This is a genomic window from Streptomyces sp. NPDC056503, from assembly GCF_042794995.1.
Lineage (GTDB): Bacteria > Actinomycetota > Actinomycetes > Streptomycetales > Streptomycetaceae > Streptomyces.
Genome location: NZ_JBHTST010000098.1, coordinates 1 through 18,227 on the forward strand (window position 1 = coordinate 1; position 18,227 = coordinate 18,227).

21 protein-coding genes are annotated in these 18,227 nt (G+C 73.4%); 14 read left to right on the forward strand and 7 right to left on the reverse strand.

Features of this window, described 5'->3' with window-relative positions; all coding sequences use genetic code 11:
• Window positions 1-91 precede the first annotated feature (91 nt).
• Complete coding sequence (locus tag ACFQ8C_RS25615) at window positions 92-952, forward strand: phosphatidylinositol-specific phospholipase C (RefSeq protein ID WP_383461683.1); 861 nt, start codon at window positions 92-94, stop codon at window positions 950-952.
• A gap of 53 nt (window positions 953-1,005) precedes the next feature.
• The gene (locus ACFQ8C_RS25620) at window positions 1,006-1,572 is read left to right on the forward strand and encodes a DinB family protein (RefSeq protein WP_383461685.1); all 567 of its coding nucleotides are present in this window, start codon (window positions 1,006-1,008) and stop codon (window positions 1,570-1,572) included.
• A 198-nt stretch (window positions 1,573-1,770) separates the two neighbouring features.
• Here the strand turns inward: ACFQ8C_RS25620 and ACFQ8C_RS25625 are convergent, their stop codons facing one another.
• From ACFQ8C_RS25625 to ACFQ8C_RS25645, 5 genes are all read right to left on the reverse strand, one after another.
• Window positions 1,771-3,177, reverse strand: coding sequence for a sensor histidine kinase (locus ACFQ8C_RS25625; protein ID WP_383461686.1), 1,407 nt, complete (start codon window positions 3,175-3,177; stop codon window positions 1,771-1,773).
• Window positions 3,174-3,905: a response regulator transcription factor gene (locus ACFQ8C_RS25630; RefSeq protein ID WP_383461687.1), complete on the reverse strand. Its 732-nt coding sequence runs from the start codon at window positions 3,903-3,905 to the stop codon at window positions 3,174-3,176. The genes ACFQ8C_RS25625 and ACFQ8C_RS25630 overlap by 4 nt, the downstream gene beginning before the upstream one ends.
• 20 nt (window positions 3,906-3,925) lie before the next feature.
• Window positions 3,926-5,014: a S1C family serine protease gene (locus ACFQ8C_RS25635; RefSeq protein ID WP_383461688.1), complete on the reverse strand. Its 1,089-nt coding sequence runs from the start codon at window positions 5,012-5,014 to the stop codon at window positions 3,926-3,928.
• A 254-nt stretch (window positions 5,015-5,268) separates the two neighbouring features.
• Entirely contained in the window at window positions 5,269-6,291 is a 1,023-nt protein-coding gene (locus ACFQ8C_RS25640) for a LacI family DNA-binding transcriptional regulator (RefSeq protein ID WP_383461690.1), read from the reverse strand.
• Window positions 6,292-6,363: 72 nt separating this feature from the next.
• A complete protein-coding gene (locus ACFQ8C_RS25645) occupies window positions 6,364-7,191 on the reverse strand; it encodes a response regulator transcription factor (protein WP_383461692.1) in 828 nt (275 codons plus the stop codon).
• 273 nt (window positions 7,192-7,464) lie between these two features.
• Here ACFQ8C_RS25645 and ACFQ8C_RS25650 point away from each other — a divergent pair, with 273 nt between their 5' ends.
• From ACFQ8C_RS25650 to ACFQ8C_RS25680, 7 genes are all read left to right on the forward strand, one after another.
• The gene (locus tag ACFQ8C_RS25650; protein ID WP_383461693.1) at window positions 7,465-8,283 is read left to right on the forward strand and encodes an alpha/beta hydrolase; all 819 of its coding nucleotides are present in this window, start codon (window positions 7,465-7,467) and stop codon (window positions 8,281-8,283) included.
• Between the two features lie 45 nt (window positions 8,284-8,328).
• Window positions 8,329-8,583: a MoaD/ThiS family protein gene (locus ACFQ8C_RS25655; protein WP_383461695.1), complete on the forward strand. Its 255-nt coding sequence runs from the start codon at window positions 8,329-8,331 to the stop codon at window positions 8,581-8,583.
• 10 nt (window positions 8,584-8,593) lie between these two features.
• Window positions 8,594-9,853, forward strand: a complete 1,260-nt coding sequence (locus tag ACFQ8C_RS25660) for a hypothetical protein (RefSeq protein ID WP_383461696.1) — start codon at window positions 8,594-8,596, stop codon at window positions 9,851-9,853.
• 138 nt (window positions 9,854-9,991) lie between these two features.
• Window positions 9,992-10,678 (forward strand): DUF2993 domain-containing protein, encoded by a 687-nt coding sequence (locus ACFQ8C_RS25665; RefSeq protein ID WP_383461698.1) that lies wholly within the window; start codon window positions 9,992-9,994, stop codon window positions 10,676-10,678.
• Between the two features lie 472 nt (window positions 10,679-11,150).
• The gene (locus tag ACFQ8C_RS25670; protein WP_383461700.1) at window positions 11,151-11,996 is read left to right on the forward strand and encodes a sulfurtransferase; all 846 of its coding nucleotides are present in this window, start codon (window positions 11,151-11,153) and stop codon (window positions 11,994-11,996) included.
• Between the two features lie 47 nt (window positions 11,997-12,043).
• Window positions 12,044-12,334, forward strand: a complete 291-nt coding sequence (locus ACFQ8C_RS25675; protein ID WP_031009709.1) for a DUF1416 domain-containing protein — start codon at window positions 12,044-12,046, stop codon at window positions 12,332-12,334.
• A gap of 285 nt (window positions 12,335-12,619) precedes the next feature.
• Window positions 12,620-12,883, forward strand: a complete 264-nt coding sequence (locus tag ACFQ8C_RS25680; RefSeq protein WP_383461702.1) for a DUF3099 domain-containing protein — start codon at window positions 12,620-12,622, stop codon at window positions 12,881-12,883.
• A 17-nt stretch (window positions 12,884-12,900) separates the two neighbouring features.
• On the opposite strand, the gene ACFQ8C_RS25685 is transcribed toward ACFQ8C_RS25680, so the two are convergent.
• A complete protein-coding gene (locus tag ACFQ8C_RS25685) occupies window positions 12,901-13,263 on the reverse strand; it encodes a DsrE family protein (RefSeq protein WP_383461704.1) in 363 nt (120 codons plus the stop codon).
• A 420-nt stretch (window positions 13,264-13,683) separates the two neighbouring features.
• Here ACFQ8C_RS25685 and ACFQ8C_RS25690 point away from each other — a divergent pair, with 420 nt between their 5' ends.
• From ACFQ8C_RS25690 to ACFQ8C_RS25700, 3 genes are read left to right on the forward strand one after another with little or no spacing between them, the layout of a single operon-like run.
• A complete protein-coding gene (locus tag ACFQ8C_RS25690; protein WP_383461706.1) occupies window positions 13,684-14,256 on the forward strand; it encodes an FABP family protein in 573 nt (190 codons plus the stop codon).
• Between the two features lie 40 nt (window positions 14,257-14,296).
• A complete protein-coding gene (locus ACFQ8C_RS25695; protein ID WP_383461708.1) occupies window positions 14,297-14,734 on the forward strand; it encodes a Fur family transcriptional regulator in 438 nt (145 codons plus the stop codon).
• A 9-nt stretch (window positions 14,735-14,743) separates the two neighbouring features.
• Window positions 14,744-15,724 carry a YgfZ/GcvT domain-containing protein gene (locus ACFQ8C_RS25700; protein WP_383461710.1) on the forward strand — a complete coding sequence of 327 codons (981 nt, stop codon included), beginning with the start codon at window positions 14,744-14,746 and terminating at the stop codon, window positions 15,722-15,724.
• A 16-nt stretch (window positions 15,725-15,740) separates the two neighbouring features.
• Here ACFQ8C_RS25700 and dtd read toward each other — a convergent pair whose 3' ends face one another.
• Window positions 15,741-16,166: a D-aminoacyl-tRNA deacylase gene (gene dtd, locus ACFQ8C_RS25705; protein WP_383461711.1), complete on the reverse strand. Its 426-nt coding sequence runs from the start codon at window positions 16,164-16,166 to the stop codon at window positions 15,741-15,743.
• 128 nt (window positions 16,167-16,294) lie between these two features.
• Here dtd and ACFQ8C_RS25710 point away from each other — a divergent pair, with 128 nt between their 5' ends.
• Window positions 16,295-16,906, forward strand: a complete 612-nt coding sequence (locus ACFQ8C_RS25710) for an ABC transporter substrate-binding protein (protein WP_383461713.1) — start codon at window positions 16,295-16,297, stop codon at window positions 16,904-16,906.
• A gap of 75 nt (window positions 16,907-16,981) precedes the next feature.
• Window positions 16,982-18,226, forward strand: coding sequence for a GNAT family N-acetyltransferase (locus ACFQ8C_RS25715; RefSeq protein ID WP_383461715.1), 1,245 nt, complete (start codon window positions 16,982-16,984; stop codon window positions 18,224-18,226).
• The last annotated feature ends 1 nt before the right edge of the window (window position 18,227 follow it).

An 18,227-nucleotide genomic window follows, 5' to 3' on the forward strand; every position in this document is an offset into this window, starting at 1 on the left:
CCCGCCGGACCACGGTCCGGCGGGGGCAGCCCCTTTCCGGGCCTTCCGCACCCTGGCGCGTATTGACGCGGACCTGTCATCATCCGGTCCCATGGAGCGACGACGCTTTCTCACCGGGGCCCTCGGGGCCGGAGCCGTACTGCTCACCGGGGCGCCCGGAGCGCGGGCCGCGACCCTGGACACGCGCGCGTGGATGGGGGCGCACGGCGACGGGACCGCGCTCGCGCGGCTCACCATCCCCGGGACGCACGACTCCGGGGCGCGGTTCGGCGGGCCCTGGGCGCAGTGCCAGAACACCACCATCGCCCAGCAGCTCGACAGCGGGGTGCGGTTCCTGGACGTGCGGTGCCGGGTGACCGGCGGCTCCTTCGCCATCCACCACGGGGCCGCCTACCAGAACGCGATGTTCGGCGACGTGCTCGTCGCCTGCCGGGACTTCCTCGCCGCGCACCCGTCCGAGACCGTGCTGATGCGGGTCAAGCAGGAGTACTCCGAGGAGTCCGACGCCACCTTCCGGAGCGTCTTCGACGACTACCTCGACCGGCGCGGCTGGCGCTCCCTCTTCCGCATCGGCGACGGCCCGCCGACGCTCGGGGAGGCGCGCGGCCGGGTCGTGCTCCTCGCCGACAACGGCGGACTGCCCGGCCTGCGCTGGGCCGACCCCCGCCACTTCGCCGTCCAGGACGACTGGAACGCGCTGCCCGACGCCAAGTACCCCAAGATCGAGGCGCACTTCCGCGCCGCCGTCGAGAGCCCCGGCCCCCTGTACGTGAACTTCGTCAGCACCTCCGCCGCGCTGCCGCCCCGCTGGAACTCCGACAACCTCAACCCGCGCGTCCACCGCTGGCTGGACGGCACCTGGGCGGCCGGCCGCACCGGACTCGGCATCGTGCCGCTGGACTTCCCGGCGACCCGGGCGGGGCTGGTGGAGTCGCTGCTGCGGCACAACTGAGCGGGCGGTCAATTCCCTGGCGCCGCACCCGTCCCCCGTACGACCATGCCCGTATGAACAGCGATCCGGACATACGGCGGTGGACGACGTCCACGGTCCACACCGACATGTGGACCGACCCCGACGACGACCCGCGCGAGGGCGGCGGTCCGGTGGTCACCGACGAGCGCGGGGCCCTCCTCGACGCCCTGCGCCACTTCCGGCTCACCCTGGAGCTGAAGTGCGAGGGGCTCGACGCCGAGCAGCTGGCCCGCCGCTCCGTGCCGCCCTCCACCATGTCCCTCCTCGGCCTCGTCCGGCACATGGCCGAGGACGAGCGGCACTTCCGCCGCCTCGCCGGCGAGGAGTCGCCCCGGATCTACCGCACCCCGGACGACCGCGAGGCCGACTGGACCGGCGCCGTCGCCGACCCGGCCGTCGTCGAGGACGCCCGGCGGCGGTGGAAGGAGGAGGCGGAGGCCACCGACCGCTTCATCGCCGCCGCCCCCGACCTCGGCGCCCCCGTCGCCGCCGGCGGTCAGCTGCGCGCACTCCTCACCATGCAGATCACCGAGTACGCCCGCCACTGCGGCCACGCCGACCTCCTCCGCGAACGCGTCGACGGCCGCGTCGGCCAGTAGGCGGCGGGGCACTGCCTCCCGCGCCCGCGGCCAGGCAGGCTCCTCCGGCTCCTCCGGCTCCTCCGGCTCCTCCGGCTCCTCCGTGTCCTCCGGATCCTGCCGGGCTCGCGGCGTCCTCTCGCCGTGCACGCGCGCGTACGCCGCCGCCGGCCGGCGCGCCCTCGCGGGCGATCGTCCCGTCCGGACGCAGGCCCTCCGTCACGCCGTCACCTCCGGTGGCGGGGTCGGCGCGCCGGGAAGCCGGAGCACCGCCGCGGTGCCGCCGCCCTCCGCCGGGGACAGGGTCACCGTGCCGCCGGTCTGCTTCACCGTGCGGGCGACGATCGAGAGGCCCAGGCCCGAGCCGGGGAGGCTGCGGGCGGACGGGGAGCGCCAGAAGCGGTCGAAGACGTGGGGGAGTTCGTCGGGAGGGATGCCGGGGCCGTGGTCGCGGACCGTCAGTTCGCCGCGCATCAGGGTGACCTCGATCGTGCCGCGCGGGGGCGAGAACTTGACCGCGTTGTCCAGGACGTTGACCAGGGCCCGCTCCAGCGCGGCGGGCTCCGCCCGTACGTACCAGGGGGCCAGGTCGGTCGTGAAGGTCAGTTCGGGGCCACGGAGGCGGGCGCGGTCCAGGGCGGTGCGCAGGGCCGTGTGGAGGGGCACGACCTCCAGGGGGCCCGGGCGCACCGCGTCGGGGCGGGCCAGTTCCTGGAGGTCGCCGATGAGGGCGGCCAGCTCCGTCATCTGGGCCTTCACCGAGGCCATCAGGGCCCGGCGGTCCTCCGGGGGGATCGCGCGGCCGGTCTCCTCGCTGCGGGCGAGGAGTTCGACGTTGGTGCGCAGCGAGGTCAGGGGGGTGCGGAGTTCGTGGCCCGCGTCCGCGATCAGGCGGGCCTGGCGGTCCCGTGAGCTCGCGAGCGCCGCCGTCATCTGGTTGAAGGCGCGCGACAGGCGGGCGATCTCGTCCTCGCCCTCGGCCGGGATCCGTACCGTCAGGTCCTCCGTGGCCGCCACGTGCTCCACCGCGCCGGTCAGCCGGTTCACCGGCTCCAGGCCGGTCCTGGCCACCCAGAGGCCGGCCGCGCCGGCGCCGATCACCCCGATGCCGGAGACCAGGAGCAGCACCCAGCCCAGCGTGGAGAGGGAGTTGTCGATCTCGGCGAGCGGGCGGGCCACCGAGACCGCGAGGCCGGGCGGGCCGGGCTGCGGGTAGGTGTAGACGCGCATCTCGCGCCCGTCGGCGTCCTTCACCGTGTGCAGGACGTACGCGAGCGTGCCCCGGGCCACCGCCAGGTCGCCCTCGCCGGCCGGGAGCGCCGCCTTGCCGGAGGTGCAGACGCCACCGGCCGAGTCGATGATCTGCACGGTGTACGAGCCGGCGGCCGGCGGCGGGGTCTCGCCCTGCCGGCAGAGGGCGAGGAGGCTGCGGACGGCGGCCGGGTCGAGCCGGGTGTTGCGCAGCGAGGCGTCCATCTCGCCTTCCAGCTGGGCCCGGGTGACGAACCAGCAGGCCGCGGAGACGGCGGCGACGGCGACGGCCACCGCGAAGGCGGTGAGCAGTGCGAGCCGTGAGCGCAGCGGCCGGGACCGGAACCAGGCCAGGGGGGTGCGGGGCCGGGTCACTCGGTCCCGCCTCCGCCGCGCAGTACGTACCCGACCCCGCGCACGGTGTGGACGAGGCGCGGTTCGCCGCCGGCCTCCGTCTTGCGCCGCAGGTACATCACGTACACGTCCAGGGAGTTGGAGCTGGGCTCGAAGTCGAAGCCCCAGACGGCCTTGAGGATCTGCTCGCGGGTGAGGACCTGGCGGGGGTGGGCCAGGAACATCTCCAGGAGGGTGTACTCGGTGCGGGTCAGTTCGACGGGCCGGCCGGCGCGGGTGACCTCGCGGGTCGCCAGGTCCATCCGCAGGTCCTCGAAGGAGAGCACGTCCTCGGGTTCGGCGGCGGTGGCGGACGGGGCGGCGTAGGAGCTGCGGCGGAGCAGGGCCCGGATGCGGGCGAAGAGCTCGTCGAGCTCGAAGGGCTTCACGAGGTAGTCGTCGGCGCCCGCGTCGAGGCCGGTGACGCGGTCGCCGACGGTGTCGCGGGCGGTCAGCATGAGGATGGGCACGGTCGAGCCGGCGGCCCGGATCCGGCGGGCCGCCGTGAGCCCGTCCATGCGGGGCATCTGCACGTCGAGCACGACGAGGTCGGGGGCGTACGGCTCCATGGCGGCGAGCGCGTCGATCCCGTCGACGGCCTCCCGCGTCGCGTACCCCTCGAAGGCGAGGGAGCGGCGCAGGGCCTCCCGCACGGCGGGTTCGTCGTCGACGATGAGGATGCGTTCGGAGTCGTTCGGCTGCCCGGTCATGGTGTCAGCGTGCCACGCGCTCAGCTCTGGCCGCCGGAGCGGAGGGAGTCGAGGTCGGCCTTGAGGGTGTCCACCGGGATGGCGAATCCGAGGCCGACGCTGCCGGCCGTGGAACCGCTCGAAGAACTGGGCGAATACATGGCCGAATTGATTCCGATGATCTCGCCGTTCATATTGATCAGCGCGCCGCCGGAATTCCCCGGGTTGAGCGAGGCGTCGGTCTGGAGCGCCTTGTACGTCGTCTTCGAGGAGCCGGTGTCGCCGTTGAACTGCTGTCCGCCGAACTCGAACGGCCAGCCCTGTCGCGGGTCCCACTGCTGCTGCTGGTCCTGGCCGCCGTCGCCCGCGCCGTCCTCGTCCTTGGCGACGGTGACGTCCCGGTCGAGGGCGGAGACGATGCCGCTGGTGACGGTGCCGGTGAGGCCCTCGGGGGAGCCGATGGCGACGACCTCGTCGCCGACCTTCACCTTGGAGGAGTCGCCGAGGGTGGCGGCCTTCAGCCCGGAGGCGTTCCCGAGCTTGATGAGGGCGAGGTCCTTGTCGGGGTCCTTGCCGACGACCTCGGCCCGGTAGCTCTTGCCGTCGCTGGTCTGGACGGTGATCTCGGAGGCGCCGGAGATCACGTGGTTGTTGGTGACGATCTCGCCGTCGGCGGTGATGATCACGCCGGAGCCGGTGGACTTGCCGGAGGTGGAGCTCGCGGAGATCTCCACGATGGAGGGGGAGACGGCCTGGGCGACCCCGGCGACCGTGCCGGTGCTGCTCGCGGAGACGTTGGTGCCGTTCACCACGGAGGAGGAGGCGGTGGCGGCGGGGGAGTCCGAGGACAGCTGCTGCACCAGGGTGGCGGTGCCGCCGCCGATGGCCGCCGCCGCGATGGCCACGGCCGCCATCAGTCCGACCCCGCGCTTGGCGCGCCGGCGGGAGACGGGGCCGCCGGCGGGCGCCGGGACCGGCGGAGGGGTGTGCCCGCCGTACCCGCCGTACCCGCCGTCACCGGAACCGGACGGCCACACGGTGGTGCCCGGCTCGGTGGTGATCGGCTGCGTCGGCTCGTAGGGCGGGCGCGGCGGGTGGTACGGCTGCTGGGGCTGCGTGTGGTCCGTCATGGCAATGACTCTCGGCCCGCGAGATGAGAGCCGTCTGAGGACCGGCTGAGAAGCCCGACAGAACCCTGTATGCCCGAAATAAAGACGGCTGGGGGCGGTCGGGGAGCGGCCGGGAGCGGTCGGGGCCGACCCAGGACCGGCTCGGGATCGAACCAGGGCCGGCTCAGGACCGGCTCGGGATCGCCCCAGGACCGGCTCGGGACCGGTCCAGGAGTCCAGGGCCGGGCTCGGGGCCCGGCTCGGGAGGGGCTCGGTCAGTTGCAGCCGCAGGAGCGGCGGACCACCAGGGCCGAGGGGAACTGCTTGACGCGCTCGCGGCGGGAGCCGTTGACGCGGATCGAGTCGTCGAGGACGAGGTCGACCGCGGCGCGGGCCATCGCGGGGCGGTCGGAGAAGACGGTGGTGAGCGGCGGATCGGTGAGCGCCGCCTCCTTCACGTCGTCGAAGCCCGCCACCGCCAGCTCGGTCGGCACGTCGATGCGCAGCTCGCGGGCGGCCCGCAGCACGCCGAAGGCCTGGTCGTCGGTGGAGCAGAAGATGGCCGGCGGCCGGTCCGGGCCGGCCAGCAGCTTCAGCGCCACCTGGTAGGCGTCGTAGCGGTTGTACGGGGCCTCGAAGAGCCGGCCCTCGACCTCGCGGCCGGCCTCCAGCATGGCGCGCCGCCAGCCCTCGACGTGGTCGGCGACCGGGTCGCCGACGGCGGGGGTGTTGGGGACGCCGCCGAGGCACGCCACATACGGGTGGCCGTGCTCCAGGAGGTGCCGGGTGGCGAGCTGGGCGCCGCCGATGTCGTCGGTGACGACGGCGACGTCGTCGATCGCCTCGGGCCGCTCGTGCAGCAGCACCACGCGCGCGTCCCAGGCCTCGATCTCGCTCGCGGCCTGCTCGCTCATGCCCTGGCTGACGAGGATCAGCCCGGAGACCCGCATGCCGAGGAAGGCGCGCAGGTAGTGGATCTCGCGCTCGGTGCGGTAGTCGGAGTTGCCGACCAGGACCATCTTCCCGCGCTCGGCGGCGGCCTGTTCGACCGCGTGTGCCATCTCCGCGAAGAAGGGCTGGCGCGCGTCCGGGACGATCATGCCTATGAGGTCGGTGCGGCGGGACGCCATCGCCTGGGCCACCCGGTCGGGCCGGTAGCCCAGCTCCTTGATGGCTGCGAGGACACGCTCGCGCGTGGCCGGGGCGACCGGCCGGGGTCCGTTGTTGATGACGTAACTCACGACCGCGGTCGAAGTTCCCGCCAGTCGCGCTACGTCATCCCGCGTCACCTTGGCCACGCGCGGAAGTCTACGCGGGGTGACCTACCTACCGGCAGGTCGCACTGTGGCATACGCCACGTTACCGTCCCCCTAACGGGTGGTGTCGGCCGTGGCGCCCTTGACTCCGGCGCCCGTACGGGCCTCTTCCCGGGTGTCCTGTCCCGCTTCGTCCCGCTTTGGCCCGCCGGATTCCCTGGCCGTCGCCTTCGCCTCCTTGGCACGGGCCTCCTCGGCGGCCCGCTCCACCTTCTCGGGCGTCACGAAGCGGTATCCCACATTGCGGACGGTGCCGATCAGCGACTCGTGCTCCGGGCCGAGCTTCGCGCGCAGCCGCCGCACGTGGACGTCGACCGTCCGGGTGCCGCCGAAGTAGTCGTACCCCCACACCTCCTGGAGCAGCTGCGCCCGCGTGAACACCCGCCCCGGGTGCTGCGCCAGGTACTTCAGCAGCTCGAACTCCTTGAAGGTGAGGTCCAGGACCCGGCCCTTCAGCTTCGCGCTGTACGTGGCCTCGTCCACCGACAGGTCGCCGTTGCGGATCTCCATCGGGGAGTCGTCCGCGACGATCTGCTGACGGCCGAGCGCCAGCCGCAGCCGCGCCTCGACCTCGGCCGGTCCGGCGGTGTCGAGGAGCACGTCGTCGATGCCCCAGTCCGCGGTGACCGCCGCCAGGCCGCCCTCCGTGACCACCAGGACCAGCGGACAGCCGGGACCGGTGGAGCGCAGCAGCTGGCAGAGCGAGCGGACCTGCGGAAGGTCGCGCCGCCCGTCGACGAGGATCACGTCGGCGCCGGGGGTGTCCACCAGCGCCGGGCCCTCCGCCGGGGCCACCCGCACGTTGTGCAGCAGCAGGCCGAGGGCGGGGAGCACCTCGGTCGACGGCTGGAGGGCGTTCGTGAGGAGCAGCAGAGAACTCATCGGGCCTCTCCCCCTGCCAGGGTCGGCCGGCTCGTCGGTCGGTCGTGCTTCGTACGCTCGTCCATGACGTCGGTTCCTCCTCGGTCCCTGCGAGGACATCTGCGGTACTGCTCGGGTCCTGCGGTCGCGGCGGGTCGTGCTCGGCCGCCGCGGTCTCACCTGTGGCTCTCGCGCCCTGAGAGCTTTTGTTCATCCGTCCGTAACAACGGCCGGAAAACGCAAAAGGACCCGGTGGCGACATCGCCCGGATCCCTGCCTAGGAGAATAGCCCACATGAGTTCCGAGGCAGAGAGCCGATTTCACATGATGGATGTCTCCTCGCTCACTTCCGGACCCCGCCGAGCCATGCTGAGGACGGACGACGGCGTCCGCATCGAGGCGGTTCACGAACCCTTCCCCGCCAGTGTCACCGACACCGCCGTCGTCGTCGCGCACGGCTTCACCGGCTCCGCCGACCGGCCCGCCGTCCGACGCGCCGCCGAGACCCTCGGCCGGCACGCCGCCGCCGTCGTCACCTTCTCCTTCCGCGGCCACGGCGGCTCCGGCGGCCTCTCCACCCTCGGCGACCGCGAGGTCCTGGACCTCGCCGCCGCCGTCCGCTGGGCCCGTGAACTGGGCCACGCGCGCGTGGTGACCCTCGGCTTCTCCATGGGCGGCTCGGTCGTCCTGCGGCAGGCCGCCCTGGACCGCGGCACCGACGCCGGGCCCGACGCGGTCGCCGCGGTCTCCGCCCCCGCCCGTTGGTACTACCGGGGGACGGCCCCGATGCGCCGCCTCCACTGGATGGTCACCCGCCCGCTCGGCCGGGCCGTCGGCCGGTACGGGTTCCGCACCCGCGTCGACGCCCGCCCCTGGGACCCGGAGCCGCTGCCGCCCGTCGGGGCCGTCCCGCTGATCGCCCCCGCCCCGCTGCTCCTCGTCCACGGCGACCGGGACGCCTACTTCCCCCTCGACCACCCGCGGATGCTCGCCGCGGCCGCCCCCGACGGCGCCCCGGTGGAACTGTGGCTGGAGCCGGGCATGGGCCACGCCGAGAACGCGGCCGGCGAGGAGCTCCTCGACCGGCTCGGCGCCTGGCTCGTCCGCCGATAGCCCATCATGGGGGGCGGCGCGCACACGAACGAAGGGAGCGCCGCTATGGCAGCGGGAACCATCCGCTACTGGGCCGCGGCCAAGGCCGCCGCCGGGATCGCCGAGGAGCCGTACACCGCCGAGACCCTCGCCGAGGCCCTGGAGGCCGCCCGCGAGCGGCATCCGGGCGAGCTCGTCCGGGTGCTCCAGCGGTGCTCGTTCCTCGTCGACGGCGACCCGGTCGGCACCCGGAGCCATGAGACGGTGCGCCTCGCCGAGGGCGGCACGGTCGAGGTGCTCCCCCCGTTCGCAGGAGGGTGAACCCCACAGTATGAGCAATGACCAGCAGTACGGCGGCGTGCCGTACGACCCGAACGCGTACGACCCCTCGGTCACCCAGACCTGGGAGGGCCAGACCTGGGACACCACGTACCAGCCCGCGGTCCGCCCGGAGGACGCGTACGAGTACCAGGCCCGGCAGGCCCCGCAGGACGCGCAGGCGCCCCAGCAGGCCCACCAGCCGCAGCAGGCCCATCAGGCCCATCAGGCCCCGCAGCCGTACGCGTACCCGCAGGAGGGGTACGCCCCGCAGGCCTACGCCCAGGAGCCGTACGCCGGGCAGGCGTACGCCCCGGAGCAGTACGCCCAGCCCGCGCAGCCGCAGCCCGAGTCGTACGCGCAGCCGCAGCCGCAGCCCGAGCCGTACGCGCCGCAGCCCGAGCCGTACGCGCAGCCGGTGCAGCCGCAGCCCGTGTCCGCCGCGGCGTCCGCCCCCGCCGACGAGGCCGCCGGCGGTCCCGCGTACTCCTCGCCGACCACCTCCGGGAACACCCGGATCACCGACGCCCAGCGCGCGCGGGCCGAGGGCCGGTCGCCGATCATCGAGCCCGGGATGCGGCCCGCCGCGCTGACCGCCGCCCTCGCGCTGCTGATCGCCGGCGGTGCCGCGTTCGGCACGTACGGGCTCCTGCTGCCGCTGGTCGCGCTCCAGGCCCTGACCGCCGCCGGCTGGTTCCGGCTCAACGGCATGTGGCCCGCCCGGCAGGGCATCGCGCTCGCCTTCCTCGGCGGGCTCGTCGCCGACGCCGCCCTGCTGGCCGCGGGCCGCGAGCACGCGGCCCCCGCGATCCTCGGCACCCTCGGCGTCTGGGTCCTGCTCAGCCTGGTCCTCCAGCTGCGCAGCCACGCCGAGCCCGACGAGCGGATGTACGGCCTCATGGCCACCGTCACCTCGGCGGCGCTGACCGTCCTCGCCGCCGGGCACCTCGGCGCCGAGCCGGACGCGGTGGTCGCCGGCGCGGCCGCGGTCGGCGCGACCGTCCTCGCCCGCGCGCTCCCGCTGCCCGGCCCGGTCTCGCTCGTCGTCTCGCTGCTCGCCGGCGCCGGCGCGGGCGTCGCCGCCGGCACCCTGAACGGCATGGGCGCCTCCGGGGCGCTCCTCGGCCTGGCCACCGGCGTCTGCGCCCTCGTCGGCCTGCGGGTGGCCAGCTACGACTACCCGTCCCGCTTCGTGCACATGACCGCCGGCGTGGCCCTGCCGCTGACGGCCGCCGCGCCCGCCGTGTACCTTCTCGGCCGCGCCCTGGTCTGAGCGGAGTCCGCACCGGCCTCCCCACCGACCGGGAGCGCCCGGGAACCGTCCGGCCCCCCGACACGTCGATCTTCGTGTCGGGGGGCCGGCACGCATCACCGGAACACTGACGAACTGGCGACGGGGGAAGAGACAGCCATGCGAGCACTGCGGATCCTGCTGGTCGTGGCCGTCGTGCTGGGCGGCGTCCTGGTGGGCGGCGACCGGCTGGCCGCCGCCTGGGCCGAGTCGGAGGTCGCCAGCCGCGCCTCGCTCGCCGGCGGCAGGACCGAGTCGGTCGAGGTCGACATCAAGGGCTTCCCCTTCGTGACCCAGGCCGCCGACAAGCGCTTCGGCGAGGTCGAGGTGGTCGCCCGGGGCGTCCACACCCAGGCCGGCGGCAAGCCCGTCCGGATCGGCGAGCTCACCGTCGACCTGCGGGACGTGACCGTGACCGGCGACTGGAGCGGCTTCCGGGCCGGCGCGGCGACCGGCACGGCGCTCATCTCGTACCCGGACCTGGTCGAGGCCTCGGAGCGGGCGACGGCCATGGAGTACGGCGGCCCCGGCAAGGTGAAGGTGACCGGCAGCGTCGAGGTCCTGGGCCGCAAGGTGACCCGTACCGTCGTCTCCTCGGTCACGCTGGTGGACGGGGACGTCCTCAAGGTCCGCGCCGACGAGGTGCCCGGCGGCGGCATCCCGCTGCTGGAGGACATGGTCCGCGAGCGCACCGACTTCGAGCGCCCGCTGGGCCGGGTCGCCGGCATGCGCGTGGTGAAGGTGGAACCGCGCCCGGAGGGCCTCGCGGTGACGGTGAGCGGCCGGGACGTCGCCATCGCGGGCTGAACCGGAGACGCGGGCGGGGGTCGGAGGCCCCCCGAGGGGGCCTGACGGCCCCCTTTTTCACATAGTGAGACGACCCCGTCCGATCCGCAGAAGCGTACGGACGTACGGCGTACCACCGGGGGTCCCCGACCTGCTTCGACCCCTTTCCGGTCTCACTCTCCGGACGATCGCGTCTCATCATGCGACACGCCGGTGACACGGTCGCCTGTCCGTCCCTACGATCGACGGCATGAAGCGACAGGCGGAACTCACGAAGCGGCGGGCAGTAGACCTGTGCCGCATCGCCGCCATGCTCTGTCGCTCCATCTGAGCGGGACGCGCTCCGCGCCCGTATTCCCACGGCCCGCCGACCCCCGAGGTCGGCGCCGCACCGCGCAGCACGACGCCGTCGGGCGCCCGCCACGACGCGTACCCGCACATGCAGCACCACCCCCGCACCACACCGCCGCACACTGCCCCGGAGGAGAAAAGCATGGCTCGCAGCGACGTACTGGTCGACGCCGACTGGGTCGAGGCCAACCTCGACAACCCGGCCGTCGCGATCGTCGAGGTCGACGAGGACACCGCCGCCTACGACAAGAACCACATCCGCAACGCCATCCGGATCGACTGGACCAAGGACCTCCAGGACCCGGTCCGCCGTGACTTCATCGACCAGGAGGGCTTCGAGAAGCTCCTCTCGGCCAAGGGCATCGGCAACGACACCACGGTCGTCCTCTACGGCGGCAACAACAACTGGTTCGCCTCCTACGCCTACTGGTACTTCAAGCTCTACGGCCACCAGGACGTCAAGCTCCTCGACGGCGGCCGCAAGAAGTGGGAGCTCGACTCCCGCGACCTGGTCGACGGCTCCGAGGTCCCGGCCCGCCCGGCCACCGCGTACAAGGCCCAGGCCCAGGACGTCTCCATCCGCGCCTTCCGCGACGACGTCGTGGCCGCGATCGGCACCCAGAACCTGGTCGACGTCCGCTCGCCCGACGAGTTCTCCGGCAAGCTGCTCGCCCCGGCCCACCTCCCGCAGGAGCAGTCGCAGCGCCCGGGCCACGTCCCGTCCGCCCGCAACATCCCGTGGTCGAAGAACGCCAACGACGACGGCACCTTCAAGTCCGACGAGGACCTGAAGGCCCTCTACGAGGCCGAGCAGGTCGACCTGGCGAAGGACACCGTCGCCTACTGCCGCATCGGCGAGCGTTCCGCCCTCACCTGGTTCGTCCTGCACGAGCTCCTCGAGGTCCCGAACGTCAAGAACTACGACGGCTCCTGGACCGAGTACGGCTCCCTCGTGGGCGTGCCGATCGAGCTCGGCGCCAACAAGTAAGACCGGGTCGCGCGACCTTCCCTCCCCTCTAGGACAGGACAGAGAACATGTGTGGAGCTCCGATCGGCGGCCCCGACGTCAGCACGCTCAAGCCCGGTGAGACGGCCATCCAGGGCCAGGTGACCAAGGACGGCGAGCCCGTCACCGGTTACGTCCGCCTCCTGGACTCCTCCGGCGAGTTCACCGCCGAGGTCCCCACCTCCGCCACCGGCCAGTTCCGCTTCTACGCGGCCACCGGCGAGTGGACCCTGCGTGCCCTCGTCCCCGGTGCCCAGGCCGACCGCAAGGTCGTCGTCACCGAGACGGGCAGCCTGACGGACGTCGCCATCGCCGTCTAGTCCTTCACGCGCCCCCGCGCCGCTCGGCGCCGGGGGCGCGTCCCGGGCTTCGCGCCGCCGCGCCGGCCTCCGTCCGTCGGAGCCGCCGCGGCGGGAAGCCCTCTCTACTGGCCGAAGGGCCGCACATTCTGGGGGTTGGACGCCTCGTGCGGCCCTTCGCGCCTTTTCGGGTCCGGTGACGCGGCCGATCGCGCGGCCTCCGCCCGCCCGGCCCGTCGGGACGCCCGACGGCCGGACGCCGCTCCAGGGCTTCGCGTGACCGCGGTACGGACGTACGCTGAAGGTGTGTACGCGCGGCGTCGGCACGTCTACTTCTGGATGATGGGTGCCTGCCTGTTCCTCTTCGTGGGCGCCTGGGCGGTCGTGCGGCTCTTCTCCATGCCGGTGGCCATCGGGATGTGCGTCGTCGCCATGGTCATCCCGCCCGTCGCCGCGATGGTCGCGAACCGACGGGGCCCGGAGGACCGGTGGTGGGACGACCCCTCGGGCGATCCGAAGTCGGACGAGTGGTGGGACGAGCTCGACGGCAAGAAACGCCGGCACGACTAGCGTGCCGGCGGCCGGAATCAGTAGACGAGGGCCTGCGTGCCGTCGGCCATGGCCTCCTGGACGAAGACCTGCGCGCCGGCGATGCGGACGCCGTCCAGGACGTCCTGCTCGGTGATCTCGCGGCGGGCCGCGCACTGGGTGCACAGGGTGATCCGGCCGGCCGCCAGGATCGAGTCGACGAGGTCCGGCAGCGGCGCGGCGTGCGGCAGTTCGAACTCGGCGGCCCTGCCGGGGAGGGCGAACCACGAGGACTCGCCGGTCAGCCACAGCGACACCTCGACGCCGCTCGCGACGGCGACGGCGGCCACCGTGAAGGCCTGGGAGCAGCGTTCCGGGGCGTCGGCCCCGGCGGTCACCTTGATCACGAGCTTCTTCGCCATGGGCCGAACTGTAATGCGAAGCCCCGCGCCTTCACGCACACCGCACGGGGCGGGCGAGTAAGCGGATCGCCCGGAGCGCGACGGTCCCGCCGGAACGGCGCGGTCGGGGTGCCGTCCTTCCGCCTCCGGGCGCTCGGCCGACGGCCGCGCGTCCGTCCCGGTGCTTGATCGCCGGGGAGACCCACCTCACCGAGTGGGCCGGGCCCCCGCCCACTAAGCTGGGGTCCGGCCCGATCCGCCTTCACCGCTCAGCCGAGGAGCACCCCGTGATCGTTTTCTTCGAGACCCTGCTGGTCCTGGTCGCCGTCGGCGTGCTCGCCTTCGCCGGTCTGACCGTGAAGAAGCTGTACCAGGGCCAGCGCTGACCCCTCGGTCCCTCCCCTCTCACCGGCCCCCCTTCACAGATCGTCTGAGTCGCTCATGATCCAGATCCCGTCCGACCTCAACCCGGACCTCGTCCCGCTCGCGTTCCTCCTCGGGACCTGGGAGGGCGCCGGCGTGTCCGACTTCCCCGGCGCCGAGAAGTGCAACTTCGGCCAGTCCGTGACCTTCGGCCACGACGGCCGGGACTTCCTGGAGTACCACTCGCACTCCTGGGTCCTCGACGCGGAGGGCAACAAGGTCCGCCCGCTGGAGAGCGAGAGCGGCTTCTGGCGGATCGACAAGGACCGCAAGGTCGAGGTCGTGATGGTCCGTGACGACGGCGTCGTCGAGGTCTGGTACGGCGAGCTCGCCGACCAGAAGCCGCAGATCGACCTGGTGACCGACGCGGTGGCCCGCACCGCCGCCTCCGGCCCGTACAGCGGCGGCAAGCGCCTCTACGGCTACGTGAAGAGCGACCTCATGTGGGTCGGCGAGAAGGCGACCCCCGAGGTCCCGCTCCGCCCCTACATGTCCGCCCACCTGAAGAAGGTCGTCACCCCGGAAGAGGTCGCCGAAATGGCCCGCAACCTCCCCGACATGCCCGACGACGGCATCGCCTTCTTCAAGTAGGACCACCGGTGACGCGCCGCGCCCTCCTACACTGGAGGGCGTGGTGAGCACCGACTGGAAGAGCGACCTGCGGCAGCGTGGCTATCGGCTGACGCCGCAGCGTCAGCTTGTCCTGGAGGCGGTGGACGTGCTGGAGCACGCCACGCCGGACGACATCCTCGTCGAGGTGCGGAAGACCGCCTCCGGGGTGAACATCTCCACCGTGTACCGGACCCTGGAGCTCCTGGAGGAGCTCGGGCTGGTCAGTCACGCGCATCTGGGGCACGGTGCGCCGACGTACCACCTCGCGGACCGGCACCACCATCTGCACCTGGTGTGCCGGGACTGCTCGGAGGTCATCGAGGCGGACGTGGAGGTGGCCGCGGAGTTCACCGGGAAGCTCCGGGAGACCTTCGGCTTCGACACCGACATGAAGCACTTCGCGATCTTCGGGCTGTGCGCGGACTGCGCACGGAAGGCCCGCGCCGGAGAGTCGTAGGCTTTCCCCATGCAGCGACTCTCACAGCCCAGCCCTCTGCTGTCCCTGCCCGGTGCCGTGGCCGCCGAAGGCCGCGACGAAGGCGTCGCCGCGCACTACGGCGACCTGTTCCGCGAGCAGCGCTCCCTCGCCGACGGGGCGGGGTTCGTCGACCTCTCGCACCGCGGGGTCGTCGCCGTCACCGGTGACGACCGGCTGAGCTGGCTGCATCTGCTGCTCACCCAGCACGTCAGCGAGCTTCCGGTCGGTCAGGCCACCGAGGCGCTGATCCTCTCCGCGAACGGGCACATCGAGCACGCCCTGTCGCTCGTCGACGACGGCGAGACGGTGTGGGCGCACGTCGAGCCGGGGACGCGGGACGAGCTGATCGCCTACCTGGAGTCGATGAAGTTCTTCTACCGGGTCGAGGTCGCCGACCGGACGGAGGACTTCGCCCTCGTGCACCTGCCGGCCGGGTCCACCGCCGAGGTGCCGGAGGGCGTGGTCGTACGGGAGACGGCGTACGGGCGCGACCTCTTCCTGCCGCGCGGGGAGCTGGAGTCCTTCGCCGCCGCGCACGGGCCGGCCGCCGGTGTCCTCGCGTACGAGGCGCTGCGCGTGGAGGACCACCGGCCGCGGCTCGGCTTCGAGACCGACCACCGGACCATCCCGCACGAGGTCGGGCTCATCGGCACGGCCGTGCACCTCCAGAAGGGCTGCTACCGGGGGCAGGAGACGGTCGCCCGGGTGCAGAACCTGGGGAAGCCGCCGCGCCGGCTGGTCTTCCTGCACCTGGACGGGAGCGAGGTGAGCCTGCCGGGGCACGGCACGCCGCTGCGGCTCGCCGCCGACGGGCCGGACGGGCGTCAGCTCGGCTTCGTGACGACGGCGGTCCGCCACCACGAGCTGGGGCCGATCGCCCTGGCCCTGGTGAAGCGGAACGTGCCGGTGGACGCGCCGCTGGTGGCGGGGACGACGGCCGCCTCGCAGGAGACCGTCGTCGAGCCGTAGGGGCCGGAGCGGGGGCTCAGACCTCCAGCAGGACCGTGAACGGGCCGTGGTTGGTGAGGCTGACGCGCATGTCGGCGCCGAAGCGGCCCGTCTCCACGTGGGCGCCGAGCTCGCGCAGCCGGGCGACGACCTCGTCGACGAGGGGTTCGGCGACGGGGCCGGGGGCGGCGGCGTTCCAGGTGGGGCGGCGGCCCTTGCGGGCGTCGCCGTAGAGCGTGAACTGGGAGATCACCAGGAGCGGGGCGTTCACGTCGGAGCAGGACTTCTCGTCCTCCAGTACCCGGACGGACCAGAGCTTTCTGGCCAATTGGGCGGCCTTCTCGGGGGTGTCGTCGTGGGTGACCCCCACGAGGACGCACAGCCCCTCGCCGGCGATCTCGCCGACCGTCTCCCCTGCGACGACGACCTTCGCGCCGTCCACCCTCTGCACCACAGCTCGCATGGGTCCCAACCTACCGATCGGGGATTTCTGGGGGCCGAACGGGTGCAGAGCGCCTGCACGCGCGCGTGCGGGGGTGGCACCATGCCAGGAGGCGGTGCGGCTCCGCACCGGTCGAGGGGACGATTCTCATGAGTGCATCCAGCACCGGGCCGACGCCGTCCGGCCCCGTACCGCTGATCCGCGCCGCCGGCCCGGTGCCCGGCGGTCCGGTCGCGCGGCCGCCCGTGCAGCGGACCGCCGAGCCGGCGTCGCCCGGCCGCCCGGGGCACGACCTCGGCGGGCTGCGTCTCGCCGAGCTGCGGGCGCTGCGCCGGGACGCGCAGAGCGACGAGGCCGATCTCAGTTACGTGCGGCGGATGCTCCAGGGCCGGATCGACATCCTGCGGGCGGAGCTGGCGCGCCGGACGGATCCGGAGGCCCCGGTGCTCGACCGGCTCTCCGAGATCCTCGCGGACGTGCCGTCCCGGCACCGGTCCTCGGCCCGGCACGTGACGCTGTCGACGCCGCGCGGGGAGGAGTACCGGCGGCTGGCCGCCGAGATGCTGTCGGAGGTCGAGCTGTCGGACCTGACGGCGCGGACGGACGAGGAGCTGCACACCGCGATGGGGCGGCTCGCCGGCTACGAGCAGCAGATCTCGCAGCGCCGGCAGTCGCTCCAGCGGACCGCCGACGACTGCGGGGCGGAGATCGCCCGCCGGTACCGGGAGGGCGAGGCGCAGGTCGACGACCTGCTGGCCTGAGCCGCCGCGGAGCCCTCCCGGGGCGCCCGGAGAAAATCCCGTGGCGGGACGGCCGGGCGTGCGTAGGGTCGGGGGATGGCTGTCGAACTGCGCGCGGTGACCGAGTCCGAGTTCCCCGACTGGCTGCGGGCGTTGCGGACGGGCTTCCTGAACGAGCCGGTCGTCTCCGACGGGCTGGTCGCCGACCGGCTGCCCCATGTCGACCTCGACCGGACGACGGGCGCCCTGGAGGGCGGCCGGGTGGTCGCGACCTTCCGCTCCTTCCGGCAGGAGCTGAGCACGGTCGGCGGCGGACGTCTCACCGCGGACGCGATCACCCAGGTGACGGTGGCGCCGACGCACAAGCGGCGCGGGCTGCTGAGCCGGCTGATGGCGTCGGACCTCGCCGCCGCCCGGGAGCGGGGGGACGCGGTCGCGACCCTGATCGCCGCCGAGTACCCGATCTACGGCCGGTACGGCTTCGGCCCCGCCAGCTGGACCACCGAGTGGAGCGTGGACCTGCGCCGGGCCGGTCTCGACCCGCGCCGCAGCGGCCGTCCGGAGGACGGCGGCCGGATCGACCTCGCCGACGCGGCGGAGATCCGGCGGATCGGGCCGGAGCTGCACCGGCGGCTCGCCCGCGGCCGGGCGGGGGTCACGGACCGCTCGCCGCGCAACTGGGACGTGGGCACGGGCCTCGGCCATCGGCTGGAGCCCTGGACGGAGCCGTACTACGCGGTCCACCGTTCGGCCTCCGGCGAGCCCGAGGGGTACGTGGCGTACCGCTGCGACGACAAGTGGGGCGACGGCAAGCAGCCGGAGAACACCCTGACCGTGGGAGACCTGGTCGCCGTGACGCCCGCCGCCGAGCACGCCCTGTGGCGGTACGTCTGCTCGGTCGACTGGGTGACGACCGTCCGCAGCGGCCTGCGGGCGCCGGACGACCCGCTGCCGCTGCTGCTGCCGGACCCGCGCGCGGCGAGGACGGTGACCCACGCGGACATGCTGTGGCTGCGGGTCCTCGACGTGGTGCGGGTCCTGGAGGGGCGGACGTATCCGGTGGCGGACGGGCTGGTCCTCGACGTGCGGGACGGCGACGGCTTCGCGGCCGGCCGCTTCCGCCTCGACGCCTCCCCGGAGGGGGCGTCGTGCGTCCCGACGACCGCCTCCCCGGACCTCGTCCTCGACGTGGCCGAGCTGTCCCGGCTGGTCCTCGGCGACGGGTCACCGGTCCGGCTGGCCCTGCTGGGCGGGATCGAGGAGGTGGTGTCGGGTGCGGCGGCCCGGGCCGAGCTGCTGTTCCGGACGCCGCTGCGGCCGTTCTCGCCGGACGTCTTCTGAC

Coding starts and splice junctions, on each gene's coding strand:
- ACFQ8C_RS25615 (WP_383461683.1), top strand. CDS start 92: ATGGAGCGACGACGCTTTCTCACCGGGGCCCTCGGGGCCGGAGCCGTA.
- ACFQ8C_RS25620 (WP_383461685.1), top strand. CDS start 1,006: ATGAACAGCGATCCGGACATACGGCGGTGGACGACGTCCACGGTCCAC.
- ACFQ8C_RS25630 (WP_383461687.1), bottom strand. CDS start 3,905: ATGACCGGGCAGCCGAACGACTCCGAACGCATCCTCATCGTCGACGAC.
- ACFQ8C_RS25635 (WP_383461688.1), bottom strand. CDS start 5,014: ATGACGGACCACACGCAGCCCCAGCAGCCGTACCACCCGCCGCGCCCG.
- ACFQ8C_RS25645 (WP_383461692.1), bottom strand. CDS start 7,191: ATGAGTTCTCTGCTGCTCCTCACGAACGCCCTCCAGCCGTCGACCGAG.
- ACFQ8C_RS25650 (WP_383461693.1), top strand. CDS start 7,465: ATGAGTTCCGAGGCAGAGAGCCGATTTCACATGATGGATGTCTCCTCG.
- ACFQ8C_RS25655 (WP_383461695.1), top strand. CDS start 8,329: ATGGCAGCGGGAACCATCCGCTACTGGGCCGCGGCCAAGGCCGCCGCC.
- ACFQ8C_RS25660 (WP_383461696.1), top strand. CDS start 8,594: ATGAGCAATGACCAGCAGTACGGCGGCGTGCCGTACGACCCGAACGCG.
- ACFQ8C_RS25665 (WP_383461698.1), top strand. CDS start 9,992: ATGCGAGCACTGCGGATCCTGCTGGTCGTGGCCGTCGTGCTGGGCGGC.
- ACFQ8C_RS25670 (WP_383461700.1), top strand. CDS start 11,151: ATGGCTCGCAGCGACGTACTGGTCGACGCCGACTGGGTCGAGGCCAAC.
- ACFQ8C_RS25675 (WP_031009709.1), top strand. CDS start 12,044: ATGTGTGGAGCTCCGATCGGCGGCCCCGACGTCAGCACGCTCAAGCCC.
- ACFQ8C_RS25685 (WP_383461704.1), bottom strand. CDS start 13,263: ATGGCGAAGAAGCTCGTGATCAAGGTGACCGCCGGGGCCGACGCCCCG.
- ACFQ8C_RS25690 (WP_383461706.1), top strand. CDS start 13,684: ATGATCCAGATCCCGTCCGACCTCAACCCGGACCTCGTCCCGCTCGCG.
- ACFQ8C_RS25700 (WP_383461710.1), top strand. CDS start 14,744: ATGCAGCGACTCTCACAGCCCAGCCCTCTGCTGTCCCTGCCCGGTGCC.
- dtd (WP_383461711.1), bottom strand. CDS start 16,166: ATGCGAGCTGTGGTGCAGAGGGTGGACGGCGCGAAGGTCGTCGTCGCA.
- ACFQ8C_RS25710 (WP_383461713.1), top strand. CDS start 16,295: ATGAGTGCATCCAGCACCGGGCCGACGCCGTCCGGCCCCGTACCGCTG.
- ACFQ8C_RS25715 (WP_383461715.1), top strand. CDS start 16,982: ATGGCTGTCGAACTGCGCGCGGTGACCGAGTCCGAGTTCCCCGACTGG.